This is a genomic window from Streptomyces sp. NPDC021356 (genome assembly GCF_040641015.1).
Taxonomy (GTDB): domain Bacteria; phylum Actinomycetota; class Actinomycetes; order Streptomycetales; family Streptomycetaceae; genus Streptomyces.
Genome location: NZ_JBFACU010000017.1, coordinates 146675 through 167436 on the forward strand (window position 1 = coordinate 146675; position 20762 = coordinate 167436).

Genomic DNA, 20762 nt, shown 5'->3' on the forward strand with positions numbered 1-20762 from the left:
ACGTGACCGATCTCAAGCGGTCATCCGCGGGACATCGGCCAGGCACTTTTGGGGGCAGAGCCGACCAATCAAGATCACTTGGCGCCGGGCGGCGGGCGCGGTGTCAGTGGCAGGTGCGAGGATGCCTGCAGTACTGGCCGACGTGCCCGTGCGGCGGTGGGGGGAATGTCCGCGGTTGGGGGGTCGCGGAGCGGCATCGTCCCCTCCCGTTCTCGGGCGCCCGCGCAGAAGGGACCGCTGACGGCGATGCAGATCCGGCTGACCGTCGTAGACCCGCTGGGCCCGCCCTCCCCCACGGCCCGGGCCCGCGCCGCGAGCCGTGACGTGCTGGTCACGGCGCCCGCGGGGACGGCCCTGGCCGCGGTGGCCTCGGCCCTCGCCGCCGCGGTCGCCGGTGACGGCGGGGCGGCCTTCGAGCGGGCCGGCCGCGAGCGCGGTGCCGCCGAGCGGGGCGGCCGGGAGCCCGGCGCCGGTCCCGTGGTGCTGTACGCGGGCGCGGAGCGGCTCGACGCCCAGCGCTGCACGCTCGGCGAGCCCCCGCTGCTGGACGGCGCGGTGCTGTCCCTGGGCGCCCCCGCCCAGCCCGAGGCGCACCCCGAGCTGGACGAGGCCCCCACCCAGCTGCACGTGATCGCGGGCCCGGACGCGGGCGGCGTCCACCTGCTGCACGGCGGCCAGATCACGGTCGGCCGCTCCGCCGACGCCGACGTCCCCCTCGACGACCCCGACGTCTCCCGCGTGCACTGCGGGGTGACCGTCGCCCCCGACGGCCGGGTCCAGGTCGCCGACCTCGGCTCCACCAACGGCACGGTGCTGGACGGCCGGCCCGTGGACCCCCGCCCGGTCCGCTTCGCCCCGGGCGCCCTGCTGCGCATCGGCGAGTCCGTCCTGCGCCTGACCCCGTCCGCGGGACCGGCGGCACGCCTGGAGACGGCCCCGGACGGCGAGGGCCACGCGCGCGTGGCCGACACGGCCCCCCAGGGCGAACGCCCCGGCGCACCCCGTACGGAAACGGAACCCCCGGGCCGGACGGCAGCGGAGCCGGGGACGCACACGGGAGCGAGGACGGCGGCGACCACGTCGGGGACCGGCACCGCCGCCTGGGCCTCCAAAGACGCCCAGGGGGCGGCCCCGCACGACTGGGAGCGCGGCCCCACGCAGCCCGCCGACCCCTACCAGGTGCCCAGGCAGCCCGCCGACCCCTACCAGGTGCCCACGCAGCCCGCCGACCCCTACCTGGTGCCCGCGCAGAGCCGCGCCCCGCGGATCGAGAGCCGGGACGGGGACACCCACGCGGGCCGGTCCGGGATCGCGGGCCACCCCGGTGTCCCCGCGGGGGAGGACGGCGCCTTCGAGGCGAGCGGCCGCAAGGGCACGCCCCTGCGGGGCACGGAGGTGCCCCAGGGCCTGCGCAGGCGCGGCGGGCTCGGCGCGTGGGCGCGGCGACTGGCCGGCGGGCGCGGCGAACCGGCGGCGGCCCGCGGCGAGGCGTACGACGACCCGGCGGCCGGCGCCCCCGAGCGGACGCTGCCCGAGGCCTGCGCGGCACCCCAGCTGCCGGAGACCTGGCCGGACCCGGCGGCCCTGCTGCTGACCGTGCTGGGCCCCGGCCCGCGGCTGTGGGAGCGCGGCCCGGCGCACCCCGAGGCCCTGACCGTGCGCCTGGGCACGGCCGACCGCGCCGCGCCCGACGGCTCGGGCCGGCTGCTGCCCGTCGTGCCGGTGACGGCGGACCTGCGCGAGGTGGGGGCGCTGGGCCTGGCCGGACCGCGGGCCCGCCTGTCCGGGCTGGCCCGCGCGGTGCTGGCCCAGCTCGCCGCGCTGCACTCCCCCGACACCCTTGAGATCGTCCTGCTCAGCACCGACCACGCCCGCTCGCTGGAGGAGCGGACGGCGGAGTGGTCCTGGCTCGGCTGGCTCCCCCACACGCGGCCCGGCCACGGCCAGGACTGCCGGCTGCTGCTGGCCTACGACCGCGAGCAGGCGACGGCCCGCACCGACGAACTCCTGCGGCGGCTGGAGGACCACCTGGCGGACGCCCGGGCCCCGGTCCCGGCGCCGCTGCGGGCGGACCGCACCGACGCGGTGGCACCGGGCGCCCCGGGCACCGGCGCGGCCGGGCCTGCCGCCCTCCACCAGGCCCCCGACGGCTTCCCGTCGCCCGGGGCGCACCCGCCCCACGCCCCCGAGGCGGCCCGCATACCCGCGCCCGCCCCGGCCCCGGCGTCCGCGTCCGCCCCCTCGTCCGCCCGCCGCCCTTCCTGGGCGCGCGAGGCGCACGCGGGCGGCGAGGACGCGTCCGGCTCGGGCCTTGCCGGTGCGGGCGGCGGTTTCGCCGGGCCGTACACCGTGGTCGTCGTGGACGGCGACCCCGGCGGTGCCACGATCCGCGAAGCGGTGGCGCGGCTGGCGCACGAGGGCCCTCGCGCGGGGATCCACGTGGTGTGCCTGGCGGAGGCGGTGGCCGCCTCTCCGGCATCGCCGGTGGTGGAGACCTACGAGGCCGCGTGCGCGCTGTCGCCGGTGTTCCGGGAGTGCGGGGCCGTCGCGCTGCTCAGCGGTGACGTGGCGACGGCGCTGCGGCTGATGCGCGTGGCCCGCTCCGGCGGCCAGGCACAGCGGCCCGTGGCCCCGGGCACCGTGGCCGTGGTGGACGCCGTGTCCCCGGCGTGGGCCGAGCGGTTCGCGCGGGCGCTGGCGCCGCTGCGGTCGGCGGAGACGGCGGGCGGCGACCGGCCCACCCCGGTGTCGGCGCCGCTGCCGCTCACGGCGCGGCTGCTGGACGAGCTGGGGCTGGCCCGGGCCACCCCGGCGTCGCTCCAGGCCCGCTGGGCGGACGCGGCCGACGACGCCAGGGCCCTCGGCGGCCGGGCCTGGGCGATACTCGGGGCCGGTCCGCGCGGGCCGGTCTGCGCCGACCTCGTGGCCGACGGACCGCATCTGCTCGTCGAGGGCCCGGCGGGCAGCGGCCGGACGGAGCTGCTGCGCTCGGTGGTCGCCTCGCTGGCCGCCGCCGAGCGCCCGGACCGCCTCGGCATCGTGCTGGTGGACGGCCGGGACGGCACCGGCCCCGGTGAGGGTCTGCGGGTGTGTACGGACGTACCGCACGTGACGACGCACCTCACCGCCAACGACCCGGTGCGCATGCGGGAGTTCGCCCAGTCGCTGAGCGCCGAGCTGAAGCGGCGGGCCGAGCTGCTGGGGCTGGCCGACTTCGCCGAGTGGCACGGCCGGCGGGGGGTGTCCGGCCGTATCGTCGCCCAGCGCACCGGGCCGCCCGGCCCGGACAGCGGCCCCCGGACGGGGACGGGAGCGGCCGATCTCGACACCCCGCCCAGTTCCACGCTGCGGCTGCGGCCCGCGGCGGCGCGGGCGCGGGCCGAGGCGGCGCCGCCGCTGCCCCGGCTCGTCGTGGTCGTCGACGACCTGGACGCCCTGGTCTCACCGGCGCTCGGTTCGCCCGGCCGGCCCGCCGCCGGGTCCGTGGTGCGCGCCCTGGAGGCGGTGGCCCGCGACGGCGAGCGGCTCGGCGTCCACCTGGTGGCGGCCACCGCGCCCGGCGGGCGTACGGCGCAGACGGAACCGGTCCGCCGGGCCGCGCTGCGCGTCGTCCTCGACCCGCCGGCATCCGGCCGCACGGACGGCTCACCGGGCGGTCACGGCTCGGAGTCCGGTGGTCAGCCGGCGCCGGGGCGGGGCCTGCTGACCACCGCCGACGGCCGGGCGACCCCGTTCCAGGGCGGCCGGGTCACGGGCCGCATCCCGCGGACGGCGACCCAACGCCCCACGGTGGTGCCGCTGGAGTGGCACCGGATGGGCGATCCGCCCACCCGCCGTTCGGTGCGCGAGCTGGGCAACGGCCCGACGGATCTGGCCCTGCTGGCGAGCGCGTTGGAGCGGGCGGCGCGGGAGGTGTCGGCGGCCCGGGTGCCGTCCCTCATCTGAGTGCCGCTCCGGTGCGGGTCGCCGCCGCCCCGAGCGCCGCGCGAGCCCCGCTCGAACTGCGCTGACGTGCAGTCACGACCTGGTCACGATCACGGGGTTGAGCCTGTGGGCGCTCTTGCCGACATGCGGGCCCCGGCGTAGGACAGTGCAGCACGGGACAGCGCTCGGACGTTCGACGCGGACGAAGAACGGGGCAGTGATGCACAGCACGAGCAGCACCATCCGGACAGACAGGTCCACCAGGCCGGCACGGTCCGACGGGCCCGCGCGGTCCGCCCGGGCCGCCCTGGCCGCCCGGGCGGCCAGGGCCGCGGCGGTCGTGGCCGCCGGCGCCCTGGCCCTCTCCCTGACCGCGTGCGGCGGTTCGGGCGACGACAAGAAGGCCGACGACCCGAGCGGCGGCGGGACCACGGGGAGCACGGGCGGCGGCACGACGGTCACCCTGCCCAAGCTGGACGGCGCGTCCCTGGAGGTCGCCGCGGTCTGGACGGGGGCGGAGCAGGCCAACTTCAAGAAGGTTCTCGCGGAGTTCACCAAGCGCACCGGCGCCAAGGTCACCTTCGTTCCCGCACAGGACCCGATCATCAACTTCCTCGGTTCGAAGGTCGCCGGCGGTCAGCCGCCGGACGTGGCGCTCCTCCCGCAGCCGGGTGCCATCAAGCAGGCGGTGGACAAGAAGTGGGCCAAGCCGCTCGGCCCCGAGGCGCAGGCGCAGCTCGCCAAGAACTACTCGCAGGGCTGGCAGGACATCGGCAAGGTCGGCGGCAAGCAGTACGGCGCCTACTACAAAGCCGCCAACAAGTCGCTGATCTGGTACAACGCGAAGGTCCTGGAGAACGCGGGGGTGAGCGAGCCCAAGACGTGGAAGGACCTGCTCGCCACCGCGCAGACGGTGTACGACTCCGGGGTCACCCCGTTCTCGATCGGCGGCGCCGACGGCTGGACCCTCACCGACTGGTTCGAGAACGTCTACCTGTCCCAGGCGGGCCCGGAGAAGTACGACCAGCTCGCTCAGCACAAGATCAAGTGGACGGATCCGTCCGTCAAGCAGGCGCTCACCACGCTCGCGCAGATCTGGTCCAAGAAGGACTACATCGCGGGCGGCCAGAGCGGTGCGCTCCAGGTGGAGTTCCCGGCCTCGGTCACCCAGACCTTCACCGGCGGCGACCAGCCGAAGGCCGCCATGGTCTACGAGGGTGACTTCGCGCAGGTCAACATCGGTGAGACCAAGGCGAAGGTGGGCACCGACGCGAAGGTGTTCCCGTTCCCGGCCGTGGGCGCCACCGCGCCGGTGGTCTCCGGCGGTGACGCCGCGGTGATCCTCAAGGACTCCAAGGCGGCGCAGGCCCTGGTGACGTTCCTGGCCTCGCCGGACGCGGCGACGATCCAGGCGAAGCTCGGCGGATACCTGTCGCCGAACAAGAACGTGCCGGAGTCGGCGTACCCGAACGACGTGCAGCGCAAGATCGCCAAGGCGCTGATCGACTCCGGCGACAACTTCCGCTTCGACATGTCCGACCAGGCCCCGCAGGCCTTCGGCGGCACGCCCGGCAAGGGCGAGTGGAAGGACCTCCAGGACTTCCTGAAGAACCCCTCGGACGTCGCGGGCACCCAGGCGAAACTGGAGAAGGACGCGGCGGCGGCGTACGGCGGCGGAAGCTGATCCGGCGATGACGTCGGCAGCCGCGGAGGGTGTCGCCGAGCAGACGGCGCCGCCCTCCGTTCCCCCCGCGCGCAAGAGCGTGACCGGCACCCGCAGGACCGTGGCGGCGCTTTTCCTGCTGCCCGCCCTGGTGCTGCTCGGCGCGCTCGTGGTCTACCCGATCGGGTACTCGATCGTCCGCAGTTTCTACGACTCCTCCGGCCACGGCTTCGCCGGGGTCGACAACTACAAGGCCCTGTTCACCGACGACGGCATCCGCACCGCGCTGAAGAACAACATCATCTGGGTGGTGGTCGCCCCCGCGGTCGCCACCGCGCTCGGCCTGGTCTTCGCGGTGCTGACCGAACGGGTGCGCTGGGGCACGGCGTTCAAGCTGGTCGTCTTCATGCCGATGGCGATCTCGATGCTCGCGGCCGGGATCATCTTCCGGCTGGTGTACGACCAGGACCCGGACAAGGGCGTCGCCAACGCGGTGTGGGTCGGCGTCCACGACACCTTCGCGCAGTCGTCGGCGTTCCCCAAGGCCCACCCGGGCCGCGACTCGCCGCTCGCGCCCGACCACGGCGGCTTCCTGACCACGAGCCCGGTGCACACGGGCCAGTCGGTGGCGCTGCCGCTGGTCGGCGTCGCCCCCGACCAGATGCCGGGCAGCGCGGGGAAGGCGGTCCAGGCGAAGGCGGAGCCGGGGAAGATCACCGGCACCACCTGGCAGGACTTCACGCGCGGCAAGGGCGTCGGCAGGCTCGGCGCGGTGGACCCGGCCGAACTGGGCTACGCGGGCATGCGCATCGAGGCGGTCAAGGACGGCGAGGTGGTGGCCACGGCGAAGGCCGCCGCCGACGGCACCTTCACGCTGCCCGCGCAGGCCGACGGGGCACGGCTCAGACTCCCCGCGGACAACTTCAAGGCGCCGTACAACGGCGTGGACTGGCTCGGCCCCTCGCTGGTCACCCCGGCCATCATCGGCGCGTACGTGTGGATGTGGGCCGGTTTCGCGATGGTGCTGATCGCGGCGGGGCTCGCCGGTGTGCCGCGGGAGCTGCTGGAGGCCGCCCGCGTGGACGGCGCGAACGAGTGGCAGGTGTTCCGCAGGGTCACCGTGCCGCTGCTGGCCCCGGTGCTCGCGGTCGTCGCGGTCACGCTGATGATCAACGTACTGAAGATCTTCGACCTGGTCTTCATCATCGCCCCCGGCTCCTCGCAGGACGACGCCAACGTGCTGGCCCTGGAGCTGTACCGCAAGGGCTTCTCCGAGGGCCGCCCGGGCGTGGCCAGCGCGATCTCGGTGTTCCTCCTGCTGCTGGTGATCCCGGTGATGGTGTTCAACATGAGGCGGCTGCGGCGGGAGGTGCGGCGATGAGGGGGCCCCACGCTCTCTGCCGGGGGCCCGGGGGTCGCCCCCCGGGTGAACACAGCAACATGAGGCGGCTGCGGCGGGAGGTGCGGCGATGACGAGCGAGGCCGTCACGAAGGCGCGGGCGGTGCCCGCCGCGCCGCCCGCGCGGGCCCGGCAGCCGCTCGGTTCCCGGCTCGCCGAGATCGCCGGCGGGGGCCTGGTCCGGGTGTTCCTGATCCTGGTGGGCCTGTTCTGGCTGGTGCCGACGATCGGTCTGCTGCTGTCGTCGCTGCGCTCGCCGGAGGACATGAGCGCCGACGGCTGGTGGACGGTGTTCACCAAGCCCTCCCAGCTCACCTTCGGCAGCTACCAGAAGCTGCTGGAGAACGGCGACATCACCCACTCCCTCCTCAACACCGCGCTGATCACGGTCCCGGCGACAGTGCTCGTGGTGGTGGTCGGATCGCTGGCGGGCTACGCGTTCGCGTGGATGGAGTTCCCGGGCCGCGACTGGTGGTTCCTGGCCGTGGTCGGCCTGCTGGTCGTGCCCGTGCAGGTGGCGCTCATCCCCATCGCCGAACTGTTCGGCAAGATCGGCCTGTTCGGCACCATCTTCGGGGTGATCCTGTTCCACACCGGCTTCGGCCTGCCGTTCGCGGTGTTCCTGCTGCGGAACTTCTTCGCGGAGATCCCGCGCGAACTGCTGGAGGCGGCCCGCCTCGACGGCGCCGGTGAACTGCGCCTGTTCGCACGGGTGGTGATGCCGCTGGGCGGGCCCGCCATCGCGAGCCTCGGCATCTTCCAGTTCCTGTGGGTGTGGAACGACATGCTGGTCGCGCTGGTGTTCACCAAGTCCGGCACCCAGCCGATCACGGTGGCCCTGCAGACGCAGGTACGCCAGTTCGGCAACAACGTCGACGTCCTGGCGCCGGGCGCGTTCATCTCGATGGTGATCCCGCTGGCCGTGTTCTTCGCGTTCCAGCGGCAGTTCGTGTCCGGGGTGATGGCGGGCGCGGTCAAGTAGCGCCGCGCACCGAGCGGGCGCCCCGCACGGCCCCCAGGGGGCGGACCGGCACCGGTCCGCCCCCTTCCGTTCACCCACCATCCCCCGTATGCCGTAGCGAACCGTAACCAATTCACTCCATCGGCCGTTTCCGGGCACGGCAGCACCGACCGCCCGCGCGACCCTTGGATGTCCCGTTGCCCAGGTTCAGTGTCATCGTCCCCGCGTACCGCGTTCAGGCGTACCTGCACGAGTGCCTGGAGTCGGTGCTCTCCCAGTCCTTCATGGACCTCGAACTGGTCGCCGTCGACGACTGCTCGCCGGACGCCTGCGGGGAGATCATCGACGAGTTCGCGGCCCGCGACCCGCGCGTGCGCGCCGTCCACCTGAGCGGGAACCAGGGCCTCGGCGCCGCCCGCAACGCCGGGATGGCCCGCGCCGGCGGCGAGTACCTCGTCTTCCTGGACGGCGACGACACGCTCACCCCGGACGCCCTGTGGGCGATCGCCGCCCGGCTGAAGGAGACCGGTGAACCGGACGTCCTCGTCCACGGCTTCGCCCGCACCGACTGGACCGGTCGGCCCGTCCCCGACCAGGTCACCGCCCCGCTGAGCCAGGACGGCCCGGCCCCCTTCCGGCTGGCCGACCGCCCGGAGCTGCTCAGGGTGCTGATGGTCGCCTGGAACAAGACGTACCGGCGGGACTTCGTGCGGCGCGAGGGCCTCGCCTTCCCGGACGGCTACTACGAGGACACGCCCTGGACGTACCCGGTGCTGCTGGCGGCGGAGTCGATCGCGACCCTGGACCGGGTGTGCGTGCACTACCGGCAGCGCCGGCAGGGCAGCATCCTGGGCACCACCACCCGCCGGCACTTCGACGTCTTCACGCAGTACGACCGCCTCTTCGCGTTCCTGGACCGGCGCCCCGAACTGGCCTGCTGGCGGCCGGTGCTGTTCCGCCGCATGGTCGACCACCTGACCACCGTGTTCACCCGCCCCGGCCGGCTGCCGCGCGGCTGCCGCGCCGAGTTCCTGCGCCGGGCCCGCACGTACTACCGCCGCTACCGCTGCCCCGGCGCCCGCCTGGCCCTGCGCCCCCGGCTGCGGCACGCCCTGGTCCGGTTCGGCCTGCACCGCACGTTCCGCCTGCTGCGGCTTGCGATGACCCTGCGCCGCCGGACCGCCAAGGCCGCCGTCACCTCGCTGCGCGCGCTGCGGGCCGCCCTGCTCCAGGCGCACTACCGGCTCCAGCTGTGCCTGCCGCTGCGCGCCGACCGGGCCGTGTTCGCCGCGTACTGGGGGCGCGGGCACGGCTGCAACCCGGGCGCGCTGGAAGCCGCGTTCCGCGAGTTCGCGCCGCACATCCGCACGGCGTGGGTCGCGCGTCCCGGCCACCACCACGCCACCCCGGCCGGCACCCGGCCGCTCACCCCGGGCACGGCGGCCTACTGGACGGCCCTGGCCCGCTCCAAGTACCTGGTCAACAACGTCAACTTCGACCGCCGCCTGGTCAAGCGGCGCGGCCAGGTGTTCGTGCAGACCCAGCACGGCACACCGCTCAAACACATGGGCCTGGACCTCCAGGAGCGGCCCGCGGCGGGCGGCGGCATGGACTTCGCGGACCTGCTGCGCGGCGTCGACAAGTGGGACTACGTCCTGTCCGCCAACCGGCACACCACGCTGACCTGGGAGCGCGTCTACCCCGGCCGCTACATCACGCTGGAGTACGGCTACCCGCGCAACGACGTCTTCCAGCGGGCCACCTCGGTCGACGTGGCGGCCCTGCGCGCGGCCCTCGGCGTGCCGGACGACGTGGTCGCGGTGCTGTACGCGCCGACCCACCGCGACTACCGCCGCACCCAGCGCCCCGCCCTCGACCTGGAGCGCCTCGCCCGGCGCCTCGGCCCGCGCTTCGTCGTCCTGGCCCGCGCCCACTACTTTCAGGACGGCCCGCTCACCACCGCGCGCCACGGCCCCGTCGAGGACGGTCCCGCCCGGGACACGCCGGACGGTCCCGCGCCGGGCGGCCGGGTCATCGACGTCAGCGCCCACCCGAGCGTCGAGGCCCTGTGCCTGGCCTCCGACGTCCTGCTCACCGACTACTCGTCGATCATGTTCGACTACGCCAACCTGGACCGCCCGATCGTGCTCCTCACCGACGACCGGGAGGCGTACGAGGCGGCCCGCGGCACCTACTTCGACGTCCGCGCCCGTCCGCCCGGCGCGGTCGCCCGCACCCCGGACGAGCTGGTCGACATCCTGACCGGCGGCCACTGGCGCGGCTCGCGCTCCGCCCAGCTGCGGGCCGCCTTCCGCGCGCGGTTCTGCCCCTACGACGACGGACGCGCCGCCGAGCGGGTGGTACGGCACGTGGTGCTCGGCCAGAGCGACGAGGCGGCCGGGCTGCCTCCCGTCGTCCCGCTCGCCGAGCGCCACCCGGTGCCGTCGCGGGCCGCCGCGGACCGGGCCCGTTCCCGGCTGGCCACCGTGCCCCCGCCCGCGGGCCCGCAGACCGTCACCGAGAGCCACTGACGAGAGCCCGCCGAGAGCCACCGGCAAGAGCCTGAGCCTGACCGAGAGCACCCGCCGAGAGCACCCGAAGAGAGATCGAAGAGAGAGCCCCATGCCGCGCTTCAGCATCATCGTCCCGTCCCACGGTGTGGCGGGCCGGCTGTCCCTGGCCCTTGACTCGGTCCTCGCCCAGTCCTACGGCGACTTCGAGCTGATCCCGGTCTGCGACGGGCCCGGCGCCCCGGCCACCGACGTGGCCGCCGCACACGCCCGCCGGGACTCACGGGTGCGGCCGGTGCACTCCCCGCCGTCCGCGGGTCTGAGCGGCGCGCGCAACGCCGGGACGGCCGCGGCGACCGGCGCCTACCTGCTCTTCCTCGACGGCGACGACGTGCTCACGCCGGGCGCGCTGACCGCGCTGACCGGCCGGCTGGAGGAGACCGGCGACGTCGACGCGCTGTACTTCGAGCACGAGCGGACGCCCTGGTGGGAGGGGCTGCCCCTGCCACCGGACCCGGCCGGCGGCCTTCCCGGCGGCCTCCTTGGCGGTCTTCCCGGCGGCCTTCCCGCGCACGTCTTCGCGCCCGACCAGGCCCCGCACCTGACCGGTGTGCGGCTGCCCGCGTGGAGCGCCGCCTACCGCCGCGCCTTCGTGACCGGCCGCCGTCTCGCCTTCCCGGCCGGGCACCACACCGACCTCGGCTGGGGCGGCGAGGTCGTCGTGGCCGCCGAGCGGATCGCCGTCCTACGCCGCGTCGTCGTACGGCACCTGCTGCGCCGGCAGGGCAGCAGACTCGAACTCCCGGGCGAGCACCAGTTCGACCTCCTCGACCAGTCGGAACGGGTGCTCGTCCGGGCCTGCGCGCAGGGCCTGTCCGCGGAACGCTACGCCGCCCTGTTCGCGCAGGTCATGGAGGTCGTGACGGAGACGGCCCGGCACCCGGGGCGGGTGCCGGCGGGCCGCCGCCGCGCCTTCTTCGACCGGGCACGGCTCCTGGACCGCGGCCACCGCCCGGCCGGCCCCCGGCCGCCCACGGACCGCCCCGGCCTGCCGCACCGGCTGCCCGCGGCCCTGGCCTACCCCGCGTTCCGCGCGCGGGCCGCCGCCGCCGGGGCCGCCGGGCGGGCAACGCGGGCGGGCGCCGGCGCCGCCTCGGGTCTGCGCGCCGTCCGCACCCGCCTCGGCTACCGGTGGCACCTGCGCCGGCCGCTCGACGACGACCTCGTCGTGTACTGCGCGTACTGGGGCCGCGGCTACGCCTGCAACCCGGCCGCCCTGCACGCCAGGGCCCTCGAACTCGCCCCGCACCTGCGCGCGGTGTTCCTGGTCGAACCCGGCCGGGAACACACCCTGCCCGAGGGCGTCGACCACGCCCCGATCGGCAGCCCCCGCGCCTGGAAGGCGCTGGCCCGCGCCAAGTACCTGGTGAACAACGCCAACTTCGCCGACGCCGTCGTCAAACGGCCCGGCAGCGTGCACGTCCAGACCCAGCACGGCACCCCGCTGAAGACGATGGGCTGCGACCAGTCGACGTACCCGGTGGTCGCGGCCCAGACGGGCAGCTTCACCAAACTGCTGCGCCGCGTGGACCGCTGGGACCACAACCTGTCCTCCAACCGGCACTCCACCGAGATCTGGGAGCGGGCCTTCCCCGGCGCGTACGAGAACCTGGAGTACGGCTATCCGCGCAACGACCTCCTGCTGACGGCGGGCGCCGGGGACGTGGCCCGCGTCCGCCGCGCGCTGGGCGTGCCCGAGGGCGCGACGGCCGTCCTGTACGCCCCCACCCACCGCGACCACGCGACCGGTTTCGAACCCGGCCTGGACCTGGAGGAGTTCTGCGCGGCGGCCGGCGACGACGTCGTCGTACTGCTGCGCGCCCACTACTTCTACGACCGGGGCGGGCGCGCGGACAGCGGCCGGGTCATCGACGTGACCGCGCACCGCTCCACCGAGGAGATCTGCCTGGCCGCCGACGCGCTGGTCACCGACTACTCGTCGATCATGTTCGACTACGCCAACCTGGACCGCCCGATCGTCGTGTACGCCGACGACTGGGACGTGTACCGCGAGACGCGGGGCGTCTGCTTCGACCTGATGCGGACGCCGCCCGGCCCGGTGGCGCGCACCCCGGGGGAACTGGCGGCCCTCTTCCGCGAGGGCTCCTTCGCGGGGGCCCGGTCGGCGGCGCTGCGGGCGGCGTTCCGGGAGCGGTTCTGCCAGTTCGACGACGGCCGGGCCGCCGAACGCGTCGTACGCCGGGTCTTCCTCGGCGAGCCCGAGGTGGCGCTGCCGCCCGTGGTCCCCCTCGCCCGGCGTGCCCCGGCCCCGGCCGCCGTGCCGTTCATGAGGGCCGCCGTCCCGTTCGTGAGGAGCTGACGAGAGCAGTGCCCCGCTTCAGCATCATCGTTCCCTGCTTCAAGGTGCAGGGCTTCCTGCGCGAGTGCCTCGACTCGGTCCTCGGCCAGTCCTTCCGGGACATCGAGGTGATCGCCGTCGACGACCGCTCCCCGGACGGCTCGGGCGCGATCCTCGACGAGTACGCCGAGCGCGACCCGCGCGTGCGCGTGCTGCACCTGCCCGAGAACGCCGGGCTCGGCCGCGCCCGCAACGCCGGAATGCCCCTGGCCACCGGCGACTTCCTCTTCTTCCTGGACAGCGACGACACCCTCACCCCGGGCGCGCTGCGCGCCATGGCCGACCGGCTGGCCGAGACCGGCGATCCGGACGTGCTGGTCTTCGACTACGCGCGCACCTTCTGGTGGGGCGGGACGCGGCGCAACGCCCTGGCGAGGGTCCTGGCCGAGGCGGGCGAGGGGACGTTCACGGCGGCCGAGCGGCCGGAGATCCTGGACCTGCTGATGGTCGTGTGGAACAAGCTGTACCGGCGCGACTTCGTCGAGGAGCACGGTTTCGCCTTCCCGCCCGGCTACTACGAGGACACGCCCTGGACCTTCCCGGTCCTGCTCACCGCCGGCCGGATCGCCGTGCTCGACCGGATCTGCCTGCTGTACCGCCAGCGCCTTCAGGGCAACATCCTGTCCACCACCAGCCGCAAGCACTTCGACATCCACGACCAGTACGAGCGGGTCTTCGCGTACGTGGACGCGCACCCGGAGCTGGCCTCCTGGCGGCCGTACCTGCACCGCAAGATGGGCGAGCACTGCCTGGACATCCTCGCCAAGCCGGACCGGCTGCCGGCGGCGGACAAGGCCGAGTTCTTCCACCGCACGGCCGAACTGTTCCGCGCGCACCGGCCCGCGGGCGCACCGGTCGGCGCTGACCTCGCCGTCCTGGAGGGCGGTTACGCGGCCTACCGGCTGCGGCGGCAGGCCGAGCGGGCCGAGCGGGAGCTGGGCCGGCGGGCGCGGCGGGTCCGCCGGGTGGCGGCGCGCGGGGTGAAGGGCGGCTGGGCGGCGCTGCACAGCCGCCGCCCCCTGGACCCGGACCTCGTCCTGTACTCGGCGTTCTCGCACCGCGGGGTGCTCGGCGACCCGGCGGCCGTCCACCGCAAGGCGCGGGAGATCGCCCCGCACCTGCGCGGGGTGTGGGTGGTCCGCGACGCCGAGCAGGCGCGGTGGGCCGGGCTGCTGCCGCCCGGCGTCGAGTACGTCCTGCCCGGCACCCCGCGCTTCCGCCGGCTTGCCGCGCGCGCCGGGTACTTCGTCAACAACGTCAACTGGCCCGACGTGCCCGCCAAGCGCCCCGGCAGCGTGCACATCCACACCCATCAGGGCACCCCGCTGAAGTACATGGGCGCCGACCTGCTGGCCAAGCCGGGCGCCCGGCACGGCCTGGACGTCCCGGGCATGCTGCGCCGCGCCGACCGCTGGGACCACAGCCTGGTCGCCAACCGCCACTCCGAGCTGGTGTGGGAGCGGGCCTACCCGTGCCGCTTCGTCTCCGCGCGCACCGGGAGCCCGCGCAACGACGTCCTCGTGCGGGCCGGCGCACGGGAAGGCGACGAGCCGGGGGCCGCGGTACGCGCCCGGCTCGGCATCCCGCCGGACCACACGGTGGTGCTGTACGCCCCGACGCCGCGCGAGTACCGGCGCGGCGGGCACGTGGAGCGCTTCGACGCGGCCCGCCTCGCCGCGGACCTCGGCGAGGGGCACACCCTCGTCGTCCGGCTGCACCCGGCGCTGGCGGCGGGCCCCGCGCGCGGTCTGGGCCTGGCCGAGCTGCACCGGCGCGGTGTGCTCGTCGACGCGACGGACGAGCCGTTCGTCGAGGAGGTGATGCTCGCCTCCGACGTCCTCGTCACCGACTACTCCGCCCTGATGTTCGACTACGCCACGCTGGACCGGCCGATCGTGGTGCACGCCGACGACCTCGGCGCGTACACGGCGAGCCGGGGCCTGTACCTCGACATCACCGCGGAGCCGCCGGGCCACGTGTCGCGCTCCTACCGGGAGCTGGCGTGGCTGCTGGCCTCCGGGACCTGGCGGGACGCGGAGTCGGCGCGGCTGCGGGCGGCGTTCCGGGCACGCTTCTGCGAGTTCGACGACGGCTGGGCGGCGGAGCGGGTGGTGCGCACACTGCTCCTCGGGGAGGAGGGCTGGACCCCGCCCGGACCGGCCGCGCCCGCCGCGTCCGCCCGGTCCGCGGCGCCCGCTTCCGCCCAGGTGCCCGCCCAGCTCTCCGGCCACGGCCGGCTCGCCCCGTCATGAGGCCCCGCGCCCGGATGCGGGAGGCGGCGGCCCGTCTGCGCGGGCCGCGCGGCTGCGTCCTGCTCCTGGCCGTGCTGTTCGCGCTGCTCCAGCTCGGCACCGTCACCGGCCGGGACACCCCCGACACCAAGAACTACCTGTCCTACGCCCTGAGCCTGCGCGGCACGGACAAGCGCGCGACGGCGGCCGTCACGATCGACTACGCCTGCGCGGGCCGGGCCGCGCGGGCCCGCCGCGAGCAGAGCGTGGACGTGCTGCGCTTCCGCGCGCCGAGCCCGGCCGCCCGGGTGGCCAAGGAGTGCCGCACCGAGCTGGGGCGTGCCGTGGACACGCGGCTGCGGGCCGGGCAGACCGGCGGGCACACCCTGCCGTTCATGCCGGTGCGCTTCATGCGGATCTTCGAGGTGCGGCCCGGCTACCCGGTGTTCCTGCTCCCCTTCGTCAGCGTCCTCGGGGCGACCTGGGGCCTGTGGGCGGCGGGCGTGACCGTGACGGTGGCGGGCGGCGTCCTCGTGTACGTGCTGCTGCGCGGGCGCCGGGTGCCCGCGCCCCTGGCGCTGGCCGGCCAGGGGCTCTACTACGTCCTGCCGTGCGGCACCACCGCCATGCGCCCGATGACCGAGGGCCTGATGACGGCACTGACCCTGACGGCGCTGTGGGGCTGTGCCCTGGCCCTGGACGGGCGGCGCCGGTGCGGGCCCGCGGTGGTGGGCGGCGCGCTGCTCGCGCTGTTCACGGTGAAGCACTCCCAGGCACTGTTCCTCGGCCTGGCCCTGGCCGCCGCGGGCGCGCTGATCACCGTACGGCGGCGGGCGCGGCACCGGCCGGCGGGGCGCGCGCTCCTCGCGGTCACGGCGGTGGCGTGCTGCGCGGTCGCCGGCACGCTGCTGGTGGCGCGGGCGCTGCACTACCCGTCCGAGTACGACAGCCTCCAGGACCTGCTCACCGACCACTACGCCCGGCCCGACCGGGCCCGTCCGTGGCCGGAACTGCTGCGGCTGGAGGCCGACTTCTGGCGGGAGTGGCTGCGCCGGCAGCTGTGGCAGCCGCTGTTCGCCGCGCTGCTCGCCGCGGGCGCGTGGGGCGCGCTCAGGGCCCGCCCCGGTTCCGGTCCGGGGCCCGGCCGGGCGTTCGGTGCCTTCGTGGTGGCGGCCGCGGCCACCGGGTTCCTCAACCAGGCGGCGCATCCCGACATCACCGTGTGGGGCGAGCGGCTGATCGTGCTGGCCTGGCTGCTGCCGGTGCTGGGGCTGCCGCTGCTGGCCGCCGCGCCGGCCCCGGGGGCGCGGCGGCCGGCGGCGGGCATCCCGGGCCCACGCGCGGAGAGCACGGAGAGCACGGAGAGCGCGGAGAGCGCAGAGGGCGGGGAACGGAGTCCGGAGGGGACGGGGAAGGTCACTCGATGACGAGCTCGACCGGGATGTTGCCGCGGGTGGCGTTGGAGTAGGGGCAGACCTGGTGGGCCTGCTCGACCAGCTTGCGGCCGGTGGCCTCGTCCACGGTGTCGGGCAGTTCGACGCGCAGGGTCACGGCGAGCGCGAAGCCCTCGCCCTGCTTGCCGATGCCGACCTCGCCGGTGACGGCGGCGTCGCTCACGTCCACCTCGGCCTGGCGGCCGACGACGGCGAGGGCGCTGGCGAAGCAGGCCGCGTAGCCGGCGGCGAAGAGCTGCTCCGGGTTGGTGCCCAGGCCGTCGCCGCCGAGTTCCACGGGCGGGGCGAGCTGCACGTCCAGCTTGCCGTCGGAGCTGAAGGCTCGGCCGTCGCGGCCGTGGGTGGCGGTGGCGACGGCGGTGTAGAGCGCGTCCATGGAGATCCGTCCCTCTCGTACGTCGTGCGCCGGCGGGCGCCGGGTCGGCGTCCTGTCCGGACAGCCATGAGTAGAGCACACAATTCAATTGTGCACAACTAAATGACGTGCCCGAGGTACCCTGCAGTCATGACGACCGAGGTACCGCGGACCCCCGCCCCCGACGAGGAGTGGCTGCGCCTGGACCGCCAGATCTGCTTCGCGCTGCAAGCCGCCTCCCGCGCCTTCACCGGCGTCTACCGCGGCCTCCTCAAGGACCTGGGCCTGACCTATCCGCAGTACCTGGTGATGCTGGTGCTGTGGGAGGACGGCGAGACGCCCGTGAAACGGCTGGGCGAGCGCCTGCGCCTCGACTCCGGGACCCTCTCCCCGCTGCTCAAACGCCTGGAGGCGGCGGGCCTGGTGGTCCGGGAGCGCAGTACGCGCGACGAGCGGTCGGTCCAGGTGCGGCTGACCGGCGCGGGCGCGGCCCTGCGCGAGCGGGCCGCCCTGGTGCCGCACCGGATCGCGACGGCGACCGGCCTCGACGCCGAGGAGGCCGCCGATCTGCACCTGCGCCTCACCCGGCTCACCGACGCCCTGGACGCGGCGGCACGGGACCTGCCCGACTGACAGGACCTTCCGGCGGATCACGCCGCGGGCCCCCTGACCCCCCGCATGCCCCCCGCACACTTGTCCGGAATGACCGATCGGGCACGCTTGGTGACTTCTTACCGGTGATTGCTCGCGTATCGACGCGGACGCGGCATTGGCGCGGTCTACGATCCCGCGTGATGAGTGCCTTCCCGAGCGTGCCGCGTGCCCTGGTCCGCGCGTCGAGCGGACACCGCTTCCTCACCCTGACGGCCGCCTGGCTCCTCACGCGCGCCGTGATGCTGTGGCTGCTCGCCCACGACACGCTGCCCGGCCTGGGCGGGGGCGCGGTGGCGCGCGAGGTGTGGAAGCTGTACCACCGCTGGTACGTCGTGCTCTCCCAGGGCGCCTTCCCTGCGCACGACACGCTGTGGCAGTACCCGCCGGGCGCCGGCCCGGTACTGCTGTCGCCCGCGCTGCTGCCGGGGCTGACGTATTTCCAGGCCTTCGTCGCCCTCACCCTGACCGCCGACGCGGTGATCGCCCTGACGCTGGCCCGCGCGGGCACCCGGCCGGGCCGCAGCGTGCGCGGGGCCGCCTACTGGACGCTGGGCCTGCCGCTGCTGCTGCACGTCCCGCTCGCCCGCTACGACGTCCAGGTCACCGCCTTCGCCGTGCTCTCCCTGCTGGCGCTGCGCCGCTCCCCGCGCGCGTCCGGCACACTCGCCGCGCTGGGCGCCCTGGTCAAGGTGTGGCCCGCCCTGGTGCTCCTGGGCACCCCCCGGGGCCGTACGACGCGCTCCGCGTGGACCTGGGCGGCCGGGGCCGGGGCCCTCGTCGCACTGGTCCTCGCCGGGGTGTTCCGCAACCCGCTGGCCTTCGTGCGCCAGCAGGGCGGCCGGGGGGTGCAGATCGAGTCCTTCGGCGGCACGGTGCTCGCCCTCGCGACCCACGCGGGCTGGCCGGGCACCGTGCGCTACCAGTACGGCGCGCTGGAGTTCACCGGCCCGCACGTCACGACCGTGGCACATGTCTCACTGGCCCTGTCCGCGGCGGCCCTCGCACTGCTGCTGCTCTGGCGCGTCCGGGCCCGGCACTGGACGGCCGCGACGCCCTGCGACGCCGCGCTGAGCGCCGTCCTGCTGTTCACCGTGACCAGCCGGGTGATCAGCCCGCAGTACATGATCTGGCTGGTGGGACTCGCCGCGGTGTGTCTCACCTCACGGGAGACCACACAGCGCCCGGTGACGGCGCTGATCGCCCCCGCCTGCCTGGTCAGCGCGATCGCCTACCCGACGCTCTACAGCCAGGTCGCGGGGTGCACCTGGACGGGTTGTGTGTTGATGCTGACCCGAAACGGCCTGCTGGCCACGGCCACGGTAGTCTCGTTCGTCCGGCTGTGGCGCTCGACGAGACCCGTGGTGCCCCGCAGACAACCCGAGCAGGACCCGCACCGTCTTCCGTCCGGGACGCTGAGTTCCACTTAACGGGAGATTACCGACCACACCTACGATATTCGGCCGTGGACTCCATGCACCTGCACCCGCAGCAGACCCCGCACGTCAGCGTCGTCGTCATCGGCTTCAACGATGTCGACCGCATAGCGCACGCGGTGCGTTCCGCGCTCGTCCAGGGCCCCATGGTCCGCGAGGTCGTCGCCGTCGACGACTGCTCGACCGACGGCACCCATGAACTGCTCAGACGCCTCGCCGAGGACGAGCCGAGGCTGCGGGTGATCCGGCGCGAGACCAACAGCGGCGGCTGCGGCAGCCCGCGCAACACCGGCATCGACGCGGTGACGTCGCCGTACCTGATGTTCCTCGACAGCGACGACGTGCTCCCGCCCGGCGCCGTCGACGCGCTGCTCACGACGGCCGACCACGAGGACGCGGAGGTCGCGGGCGGGCTGTGCGTGCGCCGCGAGCTGCCCTCGGGCCGCGAGGTGCCGTGGCAGGGCGAGCTGTACACGCGGACCACCGTCCTCGCGCACCCCGCGCAGCAGTCCGGGATCGTGCACGACACGCTGTGCGTCAACAAGCTGTACCGCACCGCCTTCCTCCGTGAGCACGACATCCGCTTCCCCGAGGGCCGCTTCCCCTACGAGGACATCGTCTTCGCCGCGCGGGTCCTGGCCGCCGGGCCGCGCATGGCCTTCGTCCCGGACCACGTGTACGTGTGGAACGTCCGCCGCTCCGCCGAACAGCTGTCGATCTCGCTGGACCGGGCGCACGTCGAGAACTGGCAGGCGCGCACCGAGGCGAACCGGCAGGCGTACGAGATCCTGCTGAGCGCCGGGCAGAAGGAGCTGGCGCGGGCGGCCCGCGCCAAGTTCCTCGAACACGAGTTGCGCATGTACGCCCGCGAGCTGACCCTGCGCGACGCGAAGTACCGCCGCGCCTGGTGGACCCACACGCGCGCGTACCTGCGGGAGTACGACGCGGGTGACTGGACGGCCGAGCCGACCGCGCCCGGCCGCCTCATCGCCCGGGTCGTCCTCGCCTCGCCCGAGCCGCGCGACCTGCCCCGGCTGAAGGAACTGGCCGCCCGGCCGGCCCGGCTGTGCCCGCCCTACGCGCGCGGCGAGGAAGGCGTCCCCGTCTGGGCGGACGACCTGCCCCAGCTCACCCTGGAGCCCTACCTGGCCCGGCCGGCGCACCGGCTGCCGCTCTGCGTGGACGCGGCGCTGCGCCCCCGCTCGCGGGGCGCCACCCTGCTGCGACTGCGCCTGCACGAGATGTACGGGCAGGTGGCGGCCGCGAAGCCGCGGACGGTGGAGGTGGAGTGGCTGCACCGCGAGGCGGGCCGCGTGGCGCAGCGCGCCACGGTCGCGCTGCGCCCCGACGCAGGGGACACCTGGCGGGCCGACACGGTCGTGGACCTGACGGCCCTGGGCGCCGGGACCTGGGACCTGCGCCTGCGGGTGCGCTTCGCCGACGGCACCGCCCGCGAGGTGACCGGGCACGCCGGGGCGGACACCGGCCTGCTGCGCCGCAGCGTCGTGCCGAGCCTGCGCTTCGGCGTTCTGCTGGTCCAGCCCTACGCCACGCACTCGGGCGCGCTGGCCCTGCGCCTGGCCACCGGCTGGCGCGGCGCCACCACGATCCTGCGCGGCAGGGTCCGCCGCCTGCTGGGCCGTGGAACCGGATAGGGACGCGAACGCATCCCAGCCCACAGCACCACTGAACCATTTGCACCACCTGCACCACCTGCACCACCTGCACCACCTGCACCACCTGGGCCAACTGACGAGGA

At 74.9% G+C, this 20762-nt stretch carries 12 protein-coding genes; 11 read left to right on the forward strand and 1 reads right to left on the reverse strand.

Features of this window, described 5'->3' with window-relative positions; all coding sequences use genetic code 11:
* Window positions 1–246: 246 nt before the first annotated feature.
* The 8 genes from AB0G56_RS23995 (at window position 247) to AB0G56_RS24030 (ending at window position 16534) form a co-directional block, all read left to right on the forward strand.
* Window positions 247–3945, forward strand: coding sequence for an FHA domain-containing protein (locus AB0G56_RS23995; RefSeq protein ID WP_360972529.1), 3699 nt, complete (start codon window positions 247–249; stop codon window positions 3943–3945).
* 199 nt (window positions 3946–4144) lie between these two features.
* Window positions 4145–5608, forward strand: a complete 1464-nt coding sequence (locus tag AB0G56_RS24000; protein ID WP_360972531.1) for an ABC transporter substrate-binding protein — start codon at window positions 4145–4147, stop codon at window positions 5606–5608.
* A 7-nt stretch (window positions 5609–5615) separates the two neighbouring features.
* Complete coding sequence (locus AB0G56_RS24005; protein ID WP_360972533.1) at window positions 5616–6968, forward strand: sugar ABC transporter permease; 1353 nt, start codon at window positions 5616–5618, stop codon at window positions 6966–6968.
* Window positions 6969–7056: 88 nt separating this feature from the next.
* The gene (locus AB0G56_RS24010) at window positions 7057–7968 is read left to right on the forward strand and encodes a carbohydrate ABC transporter permease (RefSeq protein WP_360972535.1); all 912 of its coding nucleotides are present in this window, start codon (window positions 7057–7059) and stop codon (window positions 7966–7968) included.
* A 176-nt stretch (window positions 7969–8144) separates the two neighbouring features.
* Window positions 8145–10478 carry a bifunctional glycosyltransferase family 2 protein/CDP-glycerol:glycerophosphate glycerophosphotransferase gene (locus tag AB0G56_RS24015; RefSeq protein ID WP_360972537.1) on the forward strand — a complete coding sequence of 778 codons (2334 nt, stop codon included), beginning with the start codon at window positions 8145–8147 and terminating at the stop codon, window positions 10476–10478.
* A 91-nt stretch (window positions 10479–10569) separates the two neighbouring features.
* Entirely contained in the window at window positions 10570–12837 is a 2268-nt protein-coding gene (locus tag AB0G56_RS24020) for a CDP-glycerol glycerophosphotransferase family protein (RefSeq protein WP_360972539.1), read from the forward strand.
* Window positions 12838–12845: 8 nt separating this feature from the next.
* Window positions 12846–15128 (forward strand): CDP-glycerol glycerophosphotransferase family protein, encoded by a 2283-nt coding sequence (locus AB0G56_RS24025; protein ID WP_360972541.1) that lies wholly within the window; start codon window positions 12846–12848, stop codon window positions 15126–15128.
* Window positions 15125–16534: a hypothetical protein gene (locus tag AB0G56_RS24030; protein ID WP_360972543.1), complete on the forward strand. Its 1410-nt coding sequence runs from the start codon at window positions 15125–15127 to the stop codon at window positions 16532–16534. The genes AB0G56_RS24025 and AB0G56_RS24030 overlap by 4 nt, the downstream gene beginning before the upstream one ends.
* Here AB0G56_RS24030 and AB0G56_RS24035 read toward each other — a convergent pair.
* The gene (locus AB0G56_RS24035) at window positions 16524–16937 is read right to left on the reverse strand and encodes an organic hydroperoxide resistance protein (RefSeq protein ID WP_360972545.1); all 414 of its coding nucleotides are present in this window, start codon (window positions 16935–16937) and stop codon (window positions 16524–16526) included. The genes AB0G56_RS24030 and AB0G56_RS24035 overlap by 11 nt on opposite strands.
* 129 nt (window positions 16938–17066) lie before the next feature.
* Between AB0G56_RS24035 and AB0G56_RS24040 the strand changes: the two genes are divergently transcribed.
* From AB0G56_RS24040 to AB0G56_RS24050, 3 genes are all read left to right on the forward strand, one after another.
* A complete protein-coding gene (locus AB0G56_RS24040) occupies window positions 17067–17549 on the forward strand; it encodes a MarR family transcriptional regulator (RefSeq protein WP_360972547.1) in 483 nt (160 codons plus the stop codon).
* A 161-nt stretch (window positions 17550–17710) separates the two neighbouring features.
* A complete protein-coding gene (locus AB0G56_RS24045) occupies window positions 17711–18997 on the forward strand; it encodes a glycosyltransferase family 87 protein (RefSeq protein ID WP_360972549.1) in 1287 nt (428 codons plus the stop codon).
* 44 nt (window positions 18998–19041) lie between these two features.
* On the forward strand, window positions 19042–20658 hold the full coding sequence (locus AB0G56_RS24050) for a glycosyltransferase family 2 protein (RefSeq protein WP_360972615.1): 1617 nt from the start codon (window positions 19042–19044) through the stop codon (window positions 20656–20658).
* Window positions 20659–20762 lie beyond the last annotated feature (104 nt).